Consider the following 14392-nt stretch of genomic DNA (forward strand, 5'->3'; position numbering starts at 1 on the left):
CGCTGCGCTAACGGCTTTTTTGGTGCACAAAAAAACACAGATGCTTAATACTCATCTGTGTTTTTAAATTTAAACGTTATATGAACCAACAAAGGCAGGCATGAATCCAGCCGTCACGTTTTCAACACGGACGTTATAACCAGGCGCCGGTGCGGCAACATATTGACCATTACCGATATAAATCGCCACGTGCCATGAAGAACCGTGATCACCCCAGAACAACAAATCTCCTGGTTGTGCAGTGGCCATGACGTCAGCTGGTGTCTTCACATCAGTCGTTGAAACGTATGCTTCTTCTGATACTGTGTATGATGGCAGGTTTAGTCCCGCATCATTGAATACCCAAGCCGCCAAACCTGAGCAATCAAATCCGGCCGGTGTCTTTCCACCCCATACGTACGGAATATCTTGCCCAGCGTACTTCAACGCGGCGTTAACAATTGCCGTGCGTTGTGATGCCGTCAAACCACCTTGAACCGTTGCTGGTGCGTTCACATAATCAGAAGCTGGTGCTTCTGATGTAACCGACGCTGCTTCTGATGGTGCAACCGACGTCTCTGTAGTTGCGACAGATGTCGCTGGTGTTTCAACCGGCGCCTCTGAGGCAATGACGGGGGCTTCACTTACAACTGATGACTCAACTGGTGCGACTGAGGCTTCTGAAACCGCTGGGGCTTCTGAGGCAACTGACGTTTGAGAAACGACTGATGACTCAGCGACAGTTGGCGCTTCTGACGGCGCTACGCTAGCAACAGATGGTGCCTCTGATGCAGCAACAGAGGCTGGTGCGGCACTCACAGTACCGGTTGATGGAATGTAGACAGTTTGCCCAATTTGCAACATTGTCACATCAACATCAGGGTTCAAAGCTTGAATATCTGCTACTGAAACACCATATTGGGCGGCCAATTGGCCAAGCGTGTCGCCATCCTTAATCGTATACGTGATTGTATCAGCGGGCTTCTCTGTCGTTGCCTCAGCTTCTGACACAACGGCTTGCTCAGCTGGTGTCACCGCTGCACTTGTCGCAGCTGAAGACTCGGCTGGCGTGTAAACTGCCGTCGCTGATGATGGTGCTTCAGCCTCCGAATTAGCTAGCAACTCGACATCTCCCACTTTGTCAGTTGCTGGCGCCACCGGTGCCACGTTGGCAACTGCACGCAAAGAAATCTTTGGCGCTGTTGCCAATACCTTGTCACGAACAACATCTGACTTCGTCGTCACTTGCTTATCATCATTGTCCACCACTGTTGATGCTTCATGTGTCGTCGCAACGTGCTCTGAATCAGTTGCGATGTTCGCTAATTGATCAACCGCTGCTTGTACCATTGGCACTTGCGTTGTTGCAACAACACCCAGAGCGCCTGCCACACCAGCAACGATTGCTTTAGTTGATACTTGTCCCATATGAACTACTCCTCTCAGGATTTATCACAGCAGCTGTTGGTCACGTCTGAGGTCAAGGCCTCCGACATTACCACTCTGCCTTATATACTCTTGTCTACAAAAAAATGTTAAGAAAGTTTTAAATAATATCTCGACTACTCTATAATACCCTATTTTCCCATCAAAATGTGGGGAACTTATGTTCGGATGCAAAAATTCACACTTTAGCATGTCAAATACAAAATCTATGTTTTAGTAAAATTTAAGATAACCGTCACCGATCAAAATGTGTCACAGGCAAACCCGCACTAATACAAATAAAAATGACGATTTGAACACCACCTGTGTCACAGGCAGATTGTCCTAATCGTCATTTTCATTATTTCATTTGTATTGCAACGTATATATACTTTGAAATTATTTATTTACAAACTTATCAAGTTTACGTTGCATTTAGTTTAGTTCAAAGGGAACATACGTGCGGCTTTGACTGCTCGTTGCCATCCCGCGTAAGCAGTCACCATTTCAGTTTGGCGTTCTGTTAGCGGTTCTTTCATCTCGGTTGCTGCTTGTTCTGGTAGTGCATCCATTGATTCCCAGTAACCAACGCCTAAGCCCGCAAGATATGCAGCACCAAGGGCCGTCGTTTCAAGCTGCTTTGGACGACGAACCGGTACGTTAATCAAATCTGCTTGGAATTGTTGTAGGTAGTTATTTGCTGCCGCCCCACCATCAATTACCAAACTACCAACGGTCAAACCAGTATCAGTTTGCATAGCATCTAGCACATCACGCGTTTGGTAGGCCAACGACTCCAGCGTCGCACGAACAACATCTCCCTTTGTCGTTGCACGCGTCAAACCAAACATCGCGCCACGGACGTTTTGGTCCCAATATGGCGCACCTAGGCCACTGAAAGCCGGCACAAGGTAAATTGGTTCAGGATGTTGTTCGCGAGCTACCTCGGCCAAGTCAGCCGTCTCCTTGGCGCTCTTAATCAATTCCAAGCCATCGCGAAGCCATTGAATAGCGGCCCCAGCAATAAAGACTGATCCTTCCAAGGCGTACGTTACCTTACCATCCAATCCATACCCAATCGTCGTCAACAACCCATTCTTTGATGTCGCAATATCATCCCCAGTATTCATCACAATGAATGAACCCGTCCCAAAAGTATTCTTAACATCACCTGCTTTAAACGCCTTGTGTCCAAATAAAGCGGCCTGTTGGTCACCGGCAATTCCGGCAACTGGTACTTGAATACCAAAGAAAGCATAATCTGCCGTGTATCCGAATACACCAGATGAATCCTTGACGTCAGGCAACATACTTGCTGGAATATTGAACTTGTCCAACAAGTCTTGATCCCATGACAACGTATGAATGTTGAATAACATTGTACGTGATGCGTTTGAGTAATCCGTTGCGTGGACCGCACCATTCGTCAACTTATACAATAGCCAGCTATCAATCGTACCAAATAACAATTCGCCACGTTCTGCACGCTCACGAGCACCTGGTACATTATCAAGCAACCACATAATCTTCGTTGCAGAGAAGTACGCATCAATCCAAAGACCAGTCTTCTCGTAGACCCAGTCCGTCAATCCATCCGCCTTAAGTTGTTCAGCAATCGCGTCACTCTGCTTTGACTGCCAAACAACAGCTGGTGCAATTGGCTCACCCGTCAAACGGTCCCAAATCACCGTTGTTTCACGTTGATTCGTCACACCAATTCCAGCAACCTTATAAGGCGGAATGTTAGCCTTAATGACAACTTCGGCCATTACTTGACGAGCGTCATCCCAGATAGTCATTGCATCATGTTCGACCCAACCTGGTTGCTTAAAGATTTGTGGCAACTCTTTTTGTGCCGTTGCAATGGCCGTACCTGTTTCGTCAAACAAAATGGCACGCGTACTTGTGGTCCCTTGATCAAGGGCCATGATAAATTGATCAGCCATAAAAGCTCCTAATAATTCGTTTATTACTTACGCATCCCCGCTGCGTAAAAAAAGAGAGATGGTTTTTAAAACCACCTCTCTTATTGTACGCAATTACTTTTCAGAACGCAAAGTACCGCCGTCCATGAAACGGTCAGCGCGCATTTCGTTAACGATTACCTTAATGGCCTCGCGTGGTGCCCCAGTGTTCTTTTCGACAGCTGCAGTGATGTCAGCCATCATAGCCTTCAATTGTTCGTCTGAACGACCTTCAACCAATTCTACGTGTACAAATGGCATTATTATGTCCTCTTTCTTTTCTACTTATTCATTAGCTTATCAGCCTCAGCATCCAAATTCAATGCCCCGGTAATTTGTGCTTGTGCCGCTAGTCGCTCACGGCGAATTTGACTTTGCAAATCCTCGTTCCAGAAGTTGTTTGAAACGTTGACGGTATTAACAATATTGATAAAGGCATCTGGATCAACCGACTTCGTTAAACGCTCCATCTCAGTTAATTCATAACGTGACAAAACCATCATCAACGTTGTTTTTGGTTCACGTGTGTAAGCCCCCACTGAAGGCAAAATCGTAATACCACGAATCAAATCTTCTTGTAGCGCTTTGACCACTTCGTCAGAACGCTTCGTGACAATGAATGCCGTCAACTTTTGGTGACGTGTGTGAATTGAATCAACCGCAACCGACGTCGCATAGATACCAATAATCGTGTACATCGCGTTTTGCCAGCCAATAAATGAACCCGCGATGACAACAACAAACCCGTTAATAAACAGGTTGATGAACCCAATTGACTTTCCTGTCGTCTTTTGAACAATCATCGCCACAATATCCATACCACCGGTTGAGAATCCCAACTTAAATGTGATACCGATCGCCACCCCTAGTAGCAGCCCCCCAAACAAACCAGCCAAAATCGGCTCATGTGCAACCAGCGTTTGCTTTGGCAACATAATTTGCATGAACGACGCAAAGAAGTTATTCAAAAATGATAGAATCGTAAATTCTCGTCCAGCGTAAATCCAACCAGCAATGGCTAACGGGATATTAACGGCCATGATAATGGCTCCAACTTCAACGTGGATACCAAATACTGCTTTGAAGAACAAACTCAGCAGCTGTGCAACTCCGTTAAATCCGCCGGAGAAGATATTATTTGGGATAAAGAAATTATTCATCGAAATAGCAACCAAAACCGATGCTGTTACGAAGACAATTGCCTTTAGTCCATACTCACGTACACGTGCAATGTTCACAAGTGCCGCCTCCTTACGTCGTTTTTTAATCGTCCCTATATTATCACACAGTTTTCACGGTTAGACCACACTAGATGTCAGGTTTGACAACATATTGAAACACTTCAAAATCGCAAAAACGGAACCTTGCATCTGCAAGGTTCCGTCATCACTTTTAGTCGTTCATTGCTGCGACATATCGCAAGCTCTTTTCTTCATCAAAATCCTTTTCTGACTTTGAAATAACGATTGAGGCAGCTGAGTTACCAACAACGTTAACCACTGTACGACCCATGTCGACCAAACGATCAATACCGGCAATAAAGGCCAAACCTTGTACTGGCACCCCAATCGTTGAAACAGTTGCCAACAACACCACGAATGATGCTCCTGGCACACCTGCCATGCCCTTTGAGGTAATCATCAACACGACCAATAATGTCAATTGGTGTTGAACAGACAAGTGAATACCATATGCTTGGGCCATAAACAATGCACCCAACGCTTGGTAGATGGCTGATCCATCCAAGTTAAACGTATAGCCAGTTGGCACAACGAATGAGACAACACCTTGGCTAACCCCAAACTTCTCCATCTTTGACACAATACGTGGCAAAGTCGCTTCTGAAGAGGCAGTCGTGAACGCCAGAATGATTTCTTCCTTCAACACCTTGATCAATGTCCAAATGTTGACACCGAAGAAGTGCAAGACACCACCCAAAACAACCAAAATGAAGAAAATCATCGTGATGTAGGCGATGAAGATAAAGAACCCGAGTGACCCCAATGAGCTAACACCCATTTGGGCAACCGTTGCCCCAATCAAGGCACCAACACCAATTGGCGCAACTTGCATGACCCAGTTTGTCACCTTAAACATAACCTCGGCAACAGCGTCCAAGAAATCAATAATAATTTGACCCTTAGGACCGATGGCCGCCGTACCCAGACCAAAGAATACAGCGAAGAAGATAACTTGCAACATCTTGTCTTCAGCCAATGAGCCAAAGAAGTTCGTTGGAATAATATCCATCAACGTCGCCCAAACACCGTGTTCTCCAGCTTCCTTAGCGGAACTCAAGTATGAACTGATGTTTGATGCTTGCAAATTGTGGATATCAACATGGGCACCTGGTTGGAAAATATTTCCAGCCAGCAAACCAATGACAATTGCCAACGTTGACAATACTTCGAAGTAGATAATTGTCTTACCACCAATACGACCTAGCTTGTGCATATCACCCATCTTGGCAATACCAGCTGTCAAACTAGACAAAACAATTGGCAACACAATCATTTGAATCAATCCAATAAACATTGATCCGATGTTTTGCATGGCCGTAATCGCCGTCTTATTTTGGTAGAAAATAACGCCCAAAATAATTCCGACAACCAGCCCTAACAAAATGCGCCAGCCAAGCCCAATGCTTCGCTTTTGCTTCTTTGTTTTTTGCTCGCTCATTATATGAAAACCCAATCCTTATAGAAAATATCACTCGTTATAGTTTACACTATTTCACGCCTTTTTCATAACAAATTATGAAATTAACCCTAATAAAATTATATTTTTATCATTAAACGTTTTACTAATTAAATATCCATAAGCGCAACAAAAAAAGCTGATTCCAAACGGAATCAGCTTTCTTATTGCTTAATGACGTAATGTCATTAGGCACGGCGTGCTTCGCGGATACGAGCAGCCTTACCGTGCAATGCACGCAAGTAGTACAACTTAGCGCGACGTACACGACCGTGACGAGTCACTTCGATCTTGTCAACACGTGGTGAGTGCAATGGGAACGTACGCTCCACACCAACACCGTTAGAAATCTTACGAACAGTGTACGTAGCTTGGATGCCAGTACCCTTACGCTTGATAACAACACCTTCGAACATTTGCACACGCTCACGTGAACCTTCAACGATTCGAGCGTGGACACGAACTGAATCACCGGCACGGAACTCAGGAATGTCCGTACGCAATTGATCAGCAACCAACTTTTCTAGCAAAGCGTTTTGACGCATAATCAAATCTCCTAGTCGACAATCATTTCACCACCTGGCCAGCGGATTATCGGGTTTATTTTTTGGTGAATAAAACACCAGAAATAATAATATCATCTCTGGTGTCCTTTAACAAGTCTTAATCCTACTTATTCGCTTCTTCGTCCTTTACTTCGTTGAGCAATTGGCGCTCTTCCTTCGTAAAGTCGTAATTTTCAAGCAAATCTGGGCGACGAAGGTACGTGCGGCGCAAGGCCTCCTTCTTCTTCCACTTTGCAATATTAGCGTGGTGACCTGACATCAACACATCAGGCACCTTCATGCCACGGAAATCGGCAGGACGTGTGTATTGCGGATACTCAAGCAAGCCAGTTGAGAATAAATCATCAACGGCTGACATTTGATCACCCAACGCTTCATCCAACAAGCGAACTGTCGCATCGATGACCACCATCGCACCAAGTTCACCACCGGTTAACACAAAGTCACCAAGTGAAATTTCGTCAGTCACCAAATCACGAATACGTTCATCGTACCCTTCGTAGTGACCAGCGATAAAGGTTAAGTGGTCTTCCTTAGAAAGTTCTTCAGCCATTTCTTGGTTGAATGTCTTACCAGCTGGGTCCATCAAAATAACACGGCCACGTGAACCAGCCTCTGATTCAATGGCATCCATCGCGTCGAAAATAGGCTGTGGCATCAACAACATACCTTGACCACCACCATAAATTTCGTCATCAACCTTGTTGTGCTTGTTGTCCGTAAAGTCACGGAAGTCCGTCACTTTGAAGTCCACCAAGCCACGCTCAATCGTCTTACCGATAATTGATTCACGCATCGGCGTAAACATATTTGGGAATAAACTTAAAACATCAATGCGCATGATTAAATTTCCTCAAGCATGTTGACCTTAGCAACACCTGCATCAAGATCAATTTCAGTCACAACGTTTTCAATGTATGGCAAGAAAATATCATCTTGTCCCTTGGCCTTCACGACCCATACGTCGTTGGCTGGCAACTCCATGATTTCAGCTACCTTACCAAGCGTCTTACCGGTTGCGTTATCCACGACATCCAAACCAACGATTTCGTGGTAGTAATATTCATCATCTGCCAAATCTTGAAGTGCTTCTTCAGGCACCATCAAGTCGTGCGTCTTGTATTGCTCAACCAAGTTAATGTTTTGCAAATCCTTGAATGACAACAAGACAAATTGCTTGTGGTTACGAACCGTTGCAATCTCAACTTCAACTGGTGTCTTGCCATCGATGATTAGCTTGCTACCCTTTTGGAAACGTTCTTCCGGAAAGTCAGTCGTTGCAATCACACGGACTTCACCACGGATACCGTGTGTATTAACGATTGTTCCTACTTTGTACAAAGCCATAATATCAGTCTTCCTCTTACTGTTAGTTTCATCTTTACTCATTACAGTAAAGTTTTCGGTTAATTTGCTAACTTCTAGTATACCTTAATTTTTGTCCCAACTAAACAAGAATAATCCTGTCATATTTGCTAAACTAGAGGCATACAAACGGGGGATAATTTTATGAGTATTAATGTCTATATGGTTCGTCACGGCCAAACTTATCTAAACAAGTATCGTCGTATGCAAGGCTGGACCAACGCACCGCTAACGGAAAAAGGGATTGCAGATGGACAGGCTGCTGGCGAGCGTCTGCGTCACGTTCACTTTGATGGCGTCTACTCTTCAGACCTAGCCCGTGCGGCACAAACCGCTCGTTATGTGATGGATGCCAATCTAACTGGTGACAGCCAGGATTTGGTTGAACTACCTGATTTCCGTGAACAATTCTTCGGTTCTTTTGACGGACTATCTGGCGTTGAAGCTGGCCATGAGTTAGCTAACGTACTTGGTTTGCCTGCTGATACAACTTACGGTGATTTGATTCAAAGCATGGACAGCAGCGAACTAATGAATGCTTTCCGTGAGGCTGACCCAGCTGGCGATGCTGAAGATGCCAACATGTTTTGGACGCGAATTAATAACGGTCTTGATACCCTACTACAAACTCACAAAGATGGCGATAACATCTTGCTGGTAGTTCACGGTATTTTGTTGATTAACCTGACCAACCGTTTCGCCGGGTCTGAATACAAAGGCGTTGAGCCCGAAAACGGTTCGGTTACCACTTGGCAACTTGACGAAGACGGACTTCACATTGATACGTTTAATGACACGACAACTGAATGGTAAACAAAAACCCGATGCCGCAAAATGCATCGGGTTTTTACTATATATCATCCTCATGATGGTGCTTATCTTTTGGGTTTTGATCATGCTTGTATGCTTCATAGGCCTTGTACCCCATATATGATGCTGCAATAATAGCAATCGCTAAAATAATTCTAAAAATAAAGAATCCCATCGTTAGTTACCTGTTGCATCAACCATGGCATCATTCGTTTGAACCGTGACCCAACCGTGCTTCAAGCGAGCTTGCGCCTCCATGTAAGCAATCGTTTGGTCGTTAATTGACGCGTTTATCTTGTTGTTTGCTTCAGCTTCGGCGTTCGCTGCTGTAATCTTAGCGTCGGCATCGGCCTTAGCTTGCGTTTCCTTCGTCTTGGCTTCCAATTCAGCCTTCTTGTTGTCTTGACCAGCCTTGATGATGTCATCAATTGACTTTTGCGTTTGCTCGTCAATTGATGGTGGGCTCTGATGTCAAGACTCCGGACCTCTTTTTAGAGCCCGCTAGGGCTCGTACCACGAAAATTTTTCAAAATGACCTGATTTCGTACAGATTTTGGGTCATTTTTTAATGGGGTCCAGGGGTTTTGCCCCTGTGCCTGCCGGAGGCTATGGAGTTACGGTGGTCTAGTTTGGATTTTGTTGAATTTCACAAGTCTGAGGGTATAGCAAATAAGCACTGGTCAGAGTGATTTTTGGACTTCACAAAGTCAGTGCTTGTAAACGCCGGTGTATAGGCAAATTTGTATAATCGCGTTTATATCATCTAGAAATTGGTCTAGGCGGCATCACGGAGTGATATACGATTGTTGTTATACCAGTTGACGTACCATCCAACAGCGGCTTGCACATCAGCGATACTCTCGAAATCCTGTTGGTAGATCAGCTCCCTCTTGAGTAACGAGTGAAAACTTTCGATGCGGGCATTATCGTAAGGGTGCCCTTTACGGGAGTAAGAGTGCCTAATACCTATGGACTCCAGTGTATTTTCAAATAATTCGCTGGTATACTGGCTTCCCATATCGCTATGCACATACAGTGGTTTTTCACCTCGTCTTAGCGCCTTAACGATTACTGAGGTTGCTAGTTGAGCTGTCATCGTATCTGCGATTCGATACGACAGCACCTTACGGTCTTCCGGATCATATGCACTAGCCATGTAAACCCATGTCTTATCGGTCAACTGGATATACGTAATGTCAGTTGTAATTACGCCACTTAGGTCATCCAGATTGATAATGAGATTTGGCATCTGATCTTTGTCATTGACTGTTGTAGGCTTGTTATATCGCTTTTGCATACGCGATTTCAAGCCAGCTTCACTCATCAATTGCCATACAAAGCGGTCGCTGATTGCTAGTTTGAATAAGTCGCGCATGGTTTTAGCAATTCGTCGATAACCATAAATGCCTTTATTGGCTGTGTAAATTGATTCGACGGCAATTCTCAATTTGTTGTGTTGTATTTCTTGTGCGCTCGGCTCCCAATGGATCCAGTCAGAGTAAGTGGACATTGGAATTTTCAAAGCACTCAGAACGCGTGTGATGCGGTGCCCCTGTACCAAATTTTTGTGGATAATTGGTAAAACAACACTTCTACCGCGCAAAACTAATGTTTTGCCAGCAACACCGCCGCACGTTTTAAAATTTCGAGCTCTTCTTTCAAAATTGCGTTTTCCTTACGCAACTTCTTCAATTCATCAGCTGATATTGATTCGCCATTCACTTCTACAGGCGCATATTTTTTGACCCAATTCCGAATTGAATCGGCTGAAGGACCGTATTCCTTGGATAATTCATCGGGCCGACGGCCCGCTTTAACCATCTCCACGATGGACTTTTTAAAGTCCTCTTCATAACGTGTAACCATAAATAAAAATACTCCTATGATGATATTTTACCAAACTAGAAAAACTAGTCCGGAATCTCATCATAAGAGCATCCTTTAAAATCAAGGTAATTAATTGGCGACTTACACATCACGCGTCTTATCCTGTAGCAGCGAGAAAGTTCAGGGTGACTAGCCCTTCGTTGATTTGGCAGTGGGAACGTGCGTTGGAGTCTGGTCGGCTAAAACCTGATAAACGAAGGCGGAAACGAACTATGAATAAGCAAGAACACGACAAGATCAAGAAGCTCGAAGAAGAGAATGAACTACTTCGAATTAAGGTAGCCTACTTGGAAAAACTCGAGGCCTTAGCTCAGGAAAAGAAGAAATTACAAACCAAGACAAAGCGGTAGTAATCACTGTGCTAAGGCAAGAGTTGAAGTGCAAGTTGAAGCTGCTTCTTCAAGTAGCCGAGATGTCTAGCAGTAGTTATCATGACGCGTGCAAGCGTGCGTACAAGGAGTATCCACGTGAGTTAATTGATGAGATTATATCAATTCGTGATGACAACCCGGACTACGGTTACCGTCGTGTCACACAAGAGCTTCGTAATCGTGGCTTCAACACCAACCATAAGGTTGTGCTGAAAATTATGAAGATGAACGGGCTTCTCTGTACTGCTTTCAACCGTCTGACACGGAAGTACAATTCTTACGCCGGCACTGTCGGACATATCTCACCGAATCGTGTAAACCGTCGGTTCACAACGGATCGACCATATCAGAAGGTTCTCACCGACGTCACTGAAGTCCGTTGGGGATCAGGCACGATGGCTGAACGTGCTTATTTCACCGCCTATATTGATGTTTATAGTGGTGAGATTCTCACTTGGAATATCGATATTCATCCAACTGTCGAGTTCGTCACAAAGCCATTAGATGAGCTTCTACAAAATAGGCCAGAATTGAATTATCGAATGACAATTCACTCTGACCAAGGTTTCCAATATCAAAATTATGAGTATGTATCACGGCTAAAGACTAACCGTGTGTTCCAAAGCATGAGTCGCAAAGCGACATGCCTAGATAACGCAATGGCTGAGAGTATCTTCCACATCTTGAAGGTAGGAACGGTACATAACAACCACTATCAAAGTTATGACGAATTAAAGTCCGCCATAACTAACTATGTCTATTACTACAACAATAAGCGGATAAAAACAAAACTGGCCGGAAGAACTCCGGTTCAATACCGAAATCTTTCCGACCAGTTAGCCGCTTAAACTTCACTCCAATTTTTGGGGTTCAGTTCACCGTTTTCTTATCTGAATATCGTAGAGGTATTACCCTTATTAATGGGAAAATGCTAGAGCGTGTTCGAAATAATAGCGACTTTGCAAAGATTTTCTTTTTTGATCAATTGGTAAATAATTCCGATCGTGGTGAAAATACGGGGAATTGGTTTGTTGACGAAAATACAAAGAAGCTTATGATTTTGGACCATACACACGTATTTCGCATTGGACAACTTTGGAATGCTATTTCGTTGAAACAGGATGAAATTGTTCCTCAACCTTTGTTACCGGAGTTTGAAGGTAGTTTGTATAAAATTTTGCTGGACAAAATTGGTGTTTCAGCGCCATTTTATTCAATTGCGGCACGTTGGAAAAGCTTAGATAGAGAAGATGTGTTAGATGTATTGAAAGATATACCTGATGATTGGGGGATATCTGATGATGATCTAGCAGCGATGGAAGAGTTTCTGGTTTTTCAATATGAGCATGCGGAAGATTTAGAAAATGTGTTGAAAACAGGTTTGGATTGGAAAGGAAAGGTATAATGCGATGACACAAATTAAATACAGTGTGCTACGTTACACACCTAACCTGGTTCGAGCTGAAAATATAATTGTTGGTGTGGCCATTCATGTTCCAGATTTGAAATTGGCGCAGTTCTTTAAGATTAAGAATTCGAGAAGAGTTAGCACTTTTGATGATGAGTACGATAAAGATTATTTTGCAATGGTAATGGATTCTTTGGAATATGAATTCACCTTTGATGAGGGGTCTCTGGATAATAACAGGTTTTTAATGGACAGAATTTCCGATCCTGATTTCTTGACATTACGAACTCAATCGTTTGCTAATGAGTTTAGATTTGATTCCGTAAATACTGTTGAATCTGAAAATGCTGATTTGAAAAATGATGTGGACGAGATTGTGGATTTATATCTATACTACGATAAAGCGCCTGCATCTAGAATTACCCCACAACGTGCTAAGTCTTTGTTAAGCAAACAGGTTAAAGCGGCTGGACTTAAGAGAGAAAGGTCGACAGCTAGGGGGGCTTTTAACAATGATGAAGTGTTCGATTTTGAAGTAGATGGCATACCCACGAAAACTATTACATTTGACTATGCGAGAGAAACATCTTTGAAGAATTATTTGAAAGGTATTGTCTTTGATATTCAGACTGCAGTTAAAAACTTTCAAATTGAAAAAATTAATGTTGTTACGGTACATGAAGAAGAATATCAGGTGGATTTTGAACAACTTAAACAGTATCTAAATGAAATAGAACAGTCTGTACATGTACAAATTACAGTTATGGGGTTGTCTAATTTTTCAGAGACAATAGCTTAGCAACGAAAAACGAGGCACAATGTGCCTCGTTTTTCGTTGTAGTCATCATGAATCACCAAAAATGTATGACGGACTTTAAGGAACGTGTAATATAGGAGAAATGTTTTATTTATAAACTTGAGAAATCATTTTTCAAGTTCATAAAAGATGGCCTCTTTGTGATTAATTCATTATAGAAGCACTTTTGGGCGGGACGATGCTTTTAATAAAAATAAAACTGCTAAACTGTATAAATCATAAACGCAAGCATAGAAAGGAAGAGTGCTGTAGATGGGTAATAATGAAGCGAAAGGAAGACGAGTAGTTTTTTTTTCGGTGGATAATTGGCAATTGAATAAAAATTTGCCTTATGGTGAGGAGGTAATCGATTTTGTTTGGTATATGGGATTAAACTGGAAACAAAAACAAAAATCATCAATTTCGTTACGAAGTGCGGTTAATGAAATCTACCCAAGTAAAAAAGTTTTAGAAATATCAACAAAATCTGACAATTTTGATTTTGCTACAAAACTTAGTGCGTTTAATTTAACGGTGGATGGAATTGTGATTGAGAACGCGTTTCAATCTAGTAAGCAATTTGGAAATAATAAAGAGAAGGTTCAAGGAATATTAAATTTGTCTCCGGTGGAAGCTAAAAGAAGAATTAGGATGGAAAAGTCCGCTTTAACCGGATTCGAATATGCTGGGAAAGAATGGCCTTTAGAACCTAAATCTATGTTTTATGATTCACTTTACTTAAAAGCACTAGTTCAAAATCAAGATTTGTCTGAACAACTTCTTGAATATGATACTTTTACGGATATTGAATTTAACCAGAAAATTGCATACGACAAAGTTAAGGGGCCTTTTAATACTCAAGCTAGATCAGCTGCTATATTTGTGAGTTTGCGTCGTGCAGGAATAACTAATTCCGAAATACTATTTTTTGTTAATAATCCTTTATTGATGCCTCAACTATATGGATCGATTTTGGAAGCGGAACACGATAAATTTAAGCACTATCAACAAAAACAACAGAGCTTGTTTTAATAATAAATGGAACGAAAATGGTAAATAGAGATCAAATAAAAAAATTTTTTTATGAACGTGGAATACAGAACTTAGTACATTTTACACCTACC

General features: G+C 42.8%; 17 protein-coding genes and 1 pseudogene. 7 read left to right on the forward strand and 11 right to left on the reverse strand.

What is annotated here, in order from left to right:
* Positions 1-69: 69 nt before the first annotated feature.
* The 8 genes from OIT45_RS01485 to rimM form a co-directional block, all read right to left on the reverse strand.
* On the reverse strand, positions 70-1407 hold the full coding sequence (locus OIT45_RS01485; RefSeq protein ID WP_199404644.1) for a C40 family peptidase: 1338 nt from the start codon (positions 1405-1407) through the stop codon (positions 70-72).
* A 437-nt stretch (positions 1408-1844) separates the two neighbouring features.
* The gene (glpK, locus tag OIT45_RS01490; protein ID WP_199404643.1) at positions 1845-3350 is read right to left on the reverse strand and encodes a glycerol kinase GlpK; all 1506 of its coding nucleotides are present in this window, start codon (positions 3348-3350) and stop codon (positions 1845-1847) included.
* A 93-nt stretch (positions 3351-3443) separates the two neighbouring features.
* Positions 3444-3629, reverse strand: a complete 186-nt coding sequence (locus tag OIT45_RS01495; protein ID WP_135797494.1) for a 2-hydroxymuconate tautomerase — start codon at positions 3627-3629, stop codon at positions 3444-3446.
* Positions 3630-3649: 20 nt separating this feature from the next.
* Positions 3650-4606: a YitT family protein gene (locus OIT45_RS01500; RefSeq protein WP_199404642.1), complete on the reverse strand. Its 957-nt coding sequence runs from the start codon at positions 4604-4606 to the stop codon at positions 3650-3652.
* Between the two features lie 154 nt (positions 4607-4760).
* Positions 4761-6047: a dicarboxylate/amino acid:cation symporter gene (locus OIT45_RS01505; RefSeq protein WP_199404641.1), complete on the reverse strand. Its 1287-nt coding sequence runs from the start codon at positions 6045-6047 to the stop codon at positions 4761-4763.
* Positions 6048-6253: 206 nt separating this feature from the next.
* The gene (gene rplS, locus OIT45_RS01510) at positions 6254-6610 is read right to left on the reverse strand and encodes a 50S ribosomal protein L19 (protein ID WP_003609058.1); all 357 of its coding nucleotides are present in this window, start codon (positions 6608-6610) and stop codon (positions 6254-6256) included.
* 124 nt (positions 6611-6734) lie between these two features.
* A complete protein-coding gene (gene trmD / locus OIT45_RS01515; RefSeq protein ID WP_264339784.1) occupies positions 6735-7472 on the reverse strand; it encodes a tRNA (guanosine(37)-N1)-methyltransferase TrmD in 738 nt (245 codons plus the stop codon).
* 2 nt (positions 7473-7474) lie between these two features.
* Entirely contained in the window at positions 7475-7978 is a 504-nt protein-coding gene (gene rimM, locus OIT45_RS01520) for a ribosome maturation factor RimM (protein WP_003609063.1), read from the reverse strand.
* A 162-nt stretch (positions 7979-8140) separates the two neighbouring features.
* Here rimM and OIT45_RS01525 point away from each other — a divergent pair, with 162 nt between their 5' ends.
* Positions 8141-8809: a histidine phosphatase family protein gene (locus OIT45_RS01525; protein ID WP_199404639.1), complete on the forward strand. Its 669-nt coding sequence runs from the start codon at positions 8141-8143 to the stop codon at positions 8807-8809.
* A gap of 174 nt (positions 8810-8983) precedes the next feature.
* Here the strand turns inward: OIT45_RS01525 and OIT45_RS01530 are convergent, their stop codons facing one another.
* From OIT45_RS01530 to OIT45_RS01540, 3 genes are all read right to left on the reverse strand, one after another.
* Positions 8984-9190 carry a hypothetical protein gene (locus OIT45_RS01530; RefSeq protein ID WP_242458288.1) on the reverse strand — a complete coding sequence of 69 codons (207 nt, stop codon included), beginning with the start codon at positions 9188-9190 and terminating at the stop codon, positions 8984-8986.
* A 391-nt stretch (positions 9191-9581) separates the two neighbouring features.
* The gene (locus OIT45_RS01535) at positions 9582-10409 is read right to left on the reverse strand and encodes an IS3 family transposase (RefSeq protein WP_264329899.1); all 828 of its coding nucleotides are present in this window, start codon (positions 10407-10409) and stop codon (positions 9582-9584) included.
* Between the two features lie 2 nt (positions 10410-10411).
* The gene (locus OIT45_RS01540) at positions 10412-10672 is read right to left on the reverse strand and encodes a transposase (RefSeq protein WP_199404344.1); all 261 of its coding nucleotides are present in this window, start codon (positions 10670-10672) and stop codon (positions 10412-10414) included.
* Positions 10673-10752: 80 nt separating this feature from the next.
* On the opposite strand from OIT45_RS01540, the pseudogene OIT45_RS12610 reads away from it, so the two are divergent.
* The 6 genes and pseudogenes from OIT45_RS12610 to OIT45_RS01565 form a co-directional block, all read left to right on the forward strand.
* A pseudogene (locus tag OIT45_RS12610) lies at positions 10753-10887 on the forward strand (helix-turn-helix domain-containing protein); the annotation flags it as partial.
* 18 nt (positions 10888-10905) lie between these two features.
* Positions 10906-11043, forward strand: coding sequence for a hypothetical protein (locus OIT45_RS01545; RefSeq protein WP_003610940.1), 138 nt, complete (start codon positions 10906-10908; stop codon positions 11041-11043).
* Between the two features lie 8 nt (positions 11044-11051).
* Entirely contained in the window at positions 11052-11912 is an 861-nt protein-coding gene (locus OIT45_RS01550; protein ID WP_264329911.1) for an IS3 family transposase, read from the forward strand.
* Between the two features lie 11 nt (positions 11913-11923).
* A complete protein-coding gene (locus OIT45_RS01555; RefSeq protein ID WP_319606978.1) occupies positions 11924-12469 on the forward strand; it encodes a HipA family kinase in 546 nt (181 codons plus the stop codon).
* Positions 12470-12473: 4 nt separating this feature from the next.
* Positions 12474-13271: a DUF3037 domain-containing protein gene (locus OIT45_RS01560; protein ID WP_199405046.1), complete on the forward strand. Its 798-nt coding sequence runs from the start codon at positions 12474-12476 to the stop codon at positions 13269-13271.
* A 270-nt stretch (positions 13272-13541) separates the two neighbouring features.
* On the forward strand, positions 13542-14300 hold the full coding sequence (locus OIT45_RS01565; protein ID WP_199405047.1) for a DUF6977 family protein: 759 nt from the start codon (positions 13542-13544) through the stop codon (positions 14298-14300).
* Positions 14301-14392: the final 92 nt, after the last annotated feature.

Origin of the sequence: Weissella sp. LMG 11983 (assembly GCF_025908495.1) — a bacterium.
GTDB lineage: Bacteria > Bacillota > Bacilli > Lactobacillales > Lactobacillaceae > Weissella > Weissella fermenti.

What these genes read in the sequence shown, in the direction of transcription:
- OIT45_RS01540 (WP_199404344.1), bottom strand. Translation starts at nt 10,672, where the DNA reads ATGGTTACACGTTATGAAGAGGACTTTAAAAAGTCCATCGTGGAGATG.
- OIT45_RS01525 (WP_199404639.1), top strand. Translation starts at nt 8,141, where the DNA reads ATGAGTATTAATGTCTATATGGTTCGTCACGGCCAAACTTATCTAAAC.
- OIT45_RS01495 (WP_135797494.1), bottom strand. Translation starts at nt 3,629, where the DNA reads ATGCCATTTGTACACGTAGAATTGGTTGAAGGTCGTTCAGACGAACAA.
- rplS (WP_003609058.1), bottom strand. Translation starts at nt 6,610, where the DNA reads ATGCGTCAAAACGCTTTGCTAGAAAAGTTGGTTGCTGATCAATTGCGT.
- trmD (WP_264339784.1), bottom strand. Translation starts at nt 7,472, where the DNA reads ATGCGCATTGATGTTTTAAGTTTATTCCCAAATATGTTTACGCCGATG.
- glpK (WP_199404643.1), bottom strand. Translation starts at nt 3,350, where the DNA reads ATGGCTGATCAATTTATCATGGCCCTTGATCAAGGGACCACAAGTACG.
- OIT45_RS01545 (WP_003610940.1), top strand. Translation starts at nt 10,906, where the DNA reads ATGAATAAGCAAGAACACGACAAGATCAAGAAGCTCGAAGAAGAGAAT.
- OIT45_RS01560 (WP_199405046.1), top strand. Translation starts at nt 12,474, where the DNA reads ATGACACAAATTAAATACAGTGTGCTACGTTACACACCTAACCTGGTT.
- rimM (WP_003609063.1), bottom strand. Translation starts at nt 7,978, where the DNA reads ATGGCTTTGTACAAAGTAGGAACAATCGTTAATACACACGGTATCCGT.
- OIT45_RS01565 (WP_199405047.1), top strand. Translation starts at nt 13,542, where the DNA reads ATGGGTAATAATGAAGCGAAAGGAAGACGAGTAGTTTTTTTTTCGGTG.
- OIT45_RS01485 (WP_199404644.1), bottom strand. Translation starts at nt 1,407, where the DNA reads ATGGGACAAGTATCAACTAAAGCAATCGTTGCTGGTGTGGCAGGCGCT.
- OIT45_RS01505 (WP_199404641.1), bottom strand. Translation starts at nt 6,047, where the DNA reads ATGAGCGAGCAAAAAACAAAGAAGCAAAAGCGAAGCATTGGGCTTGGC.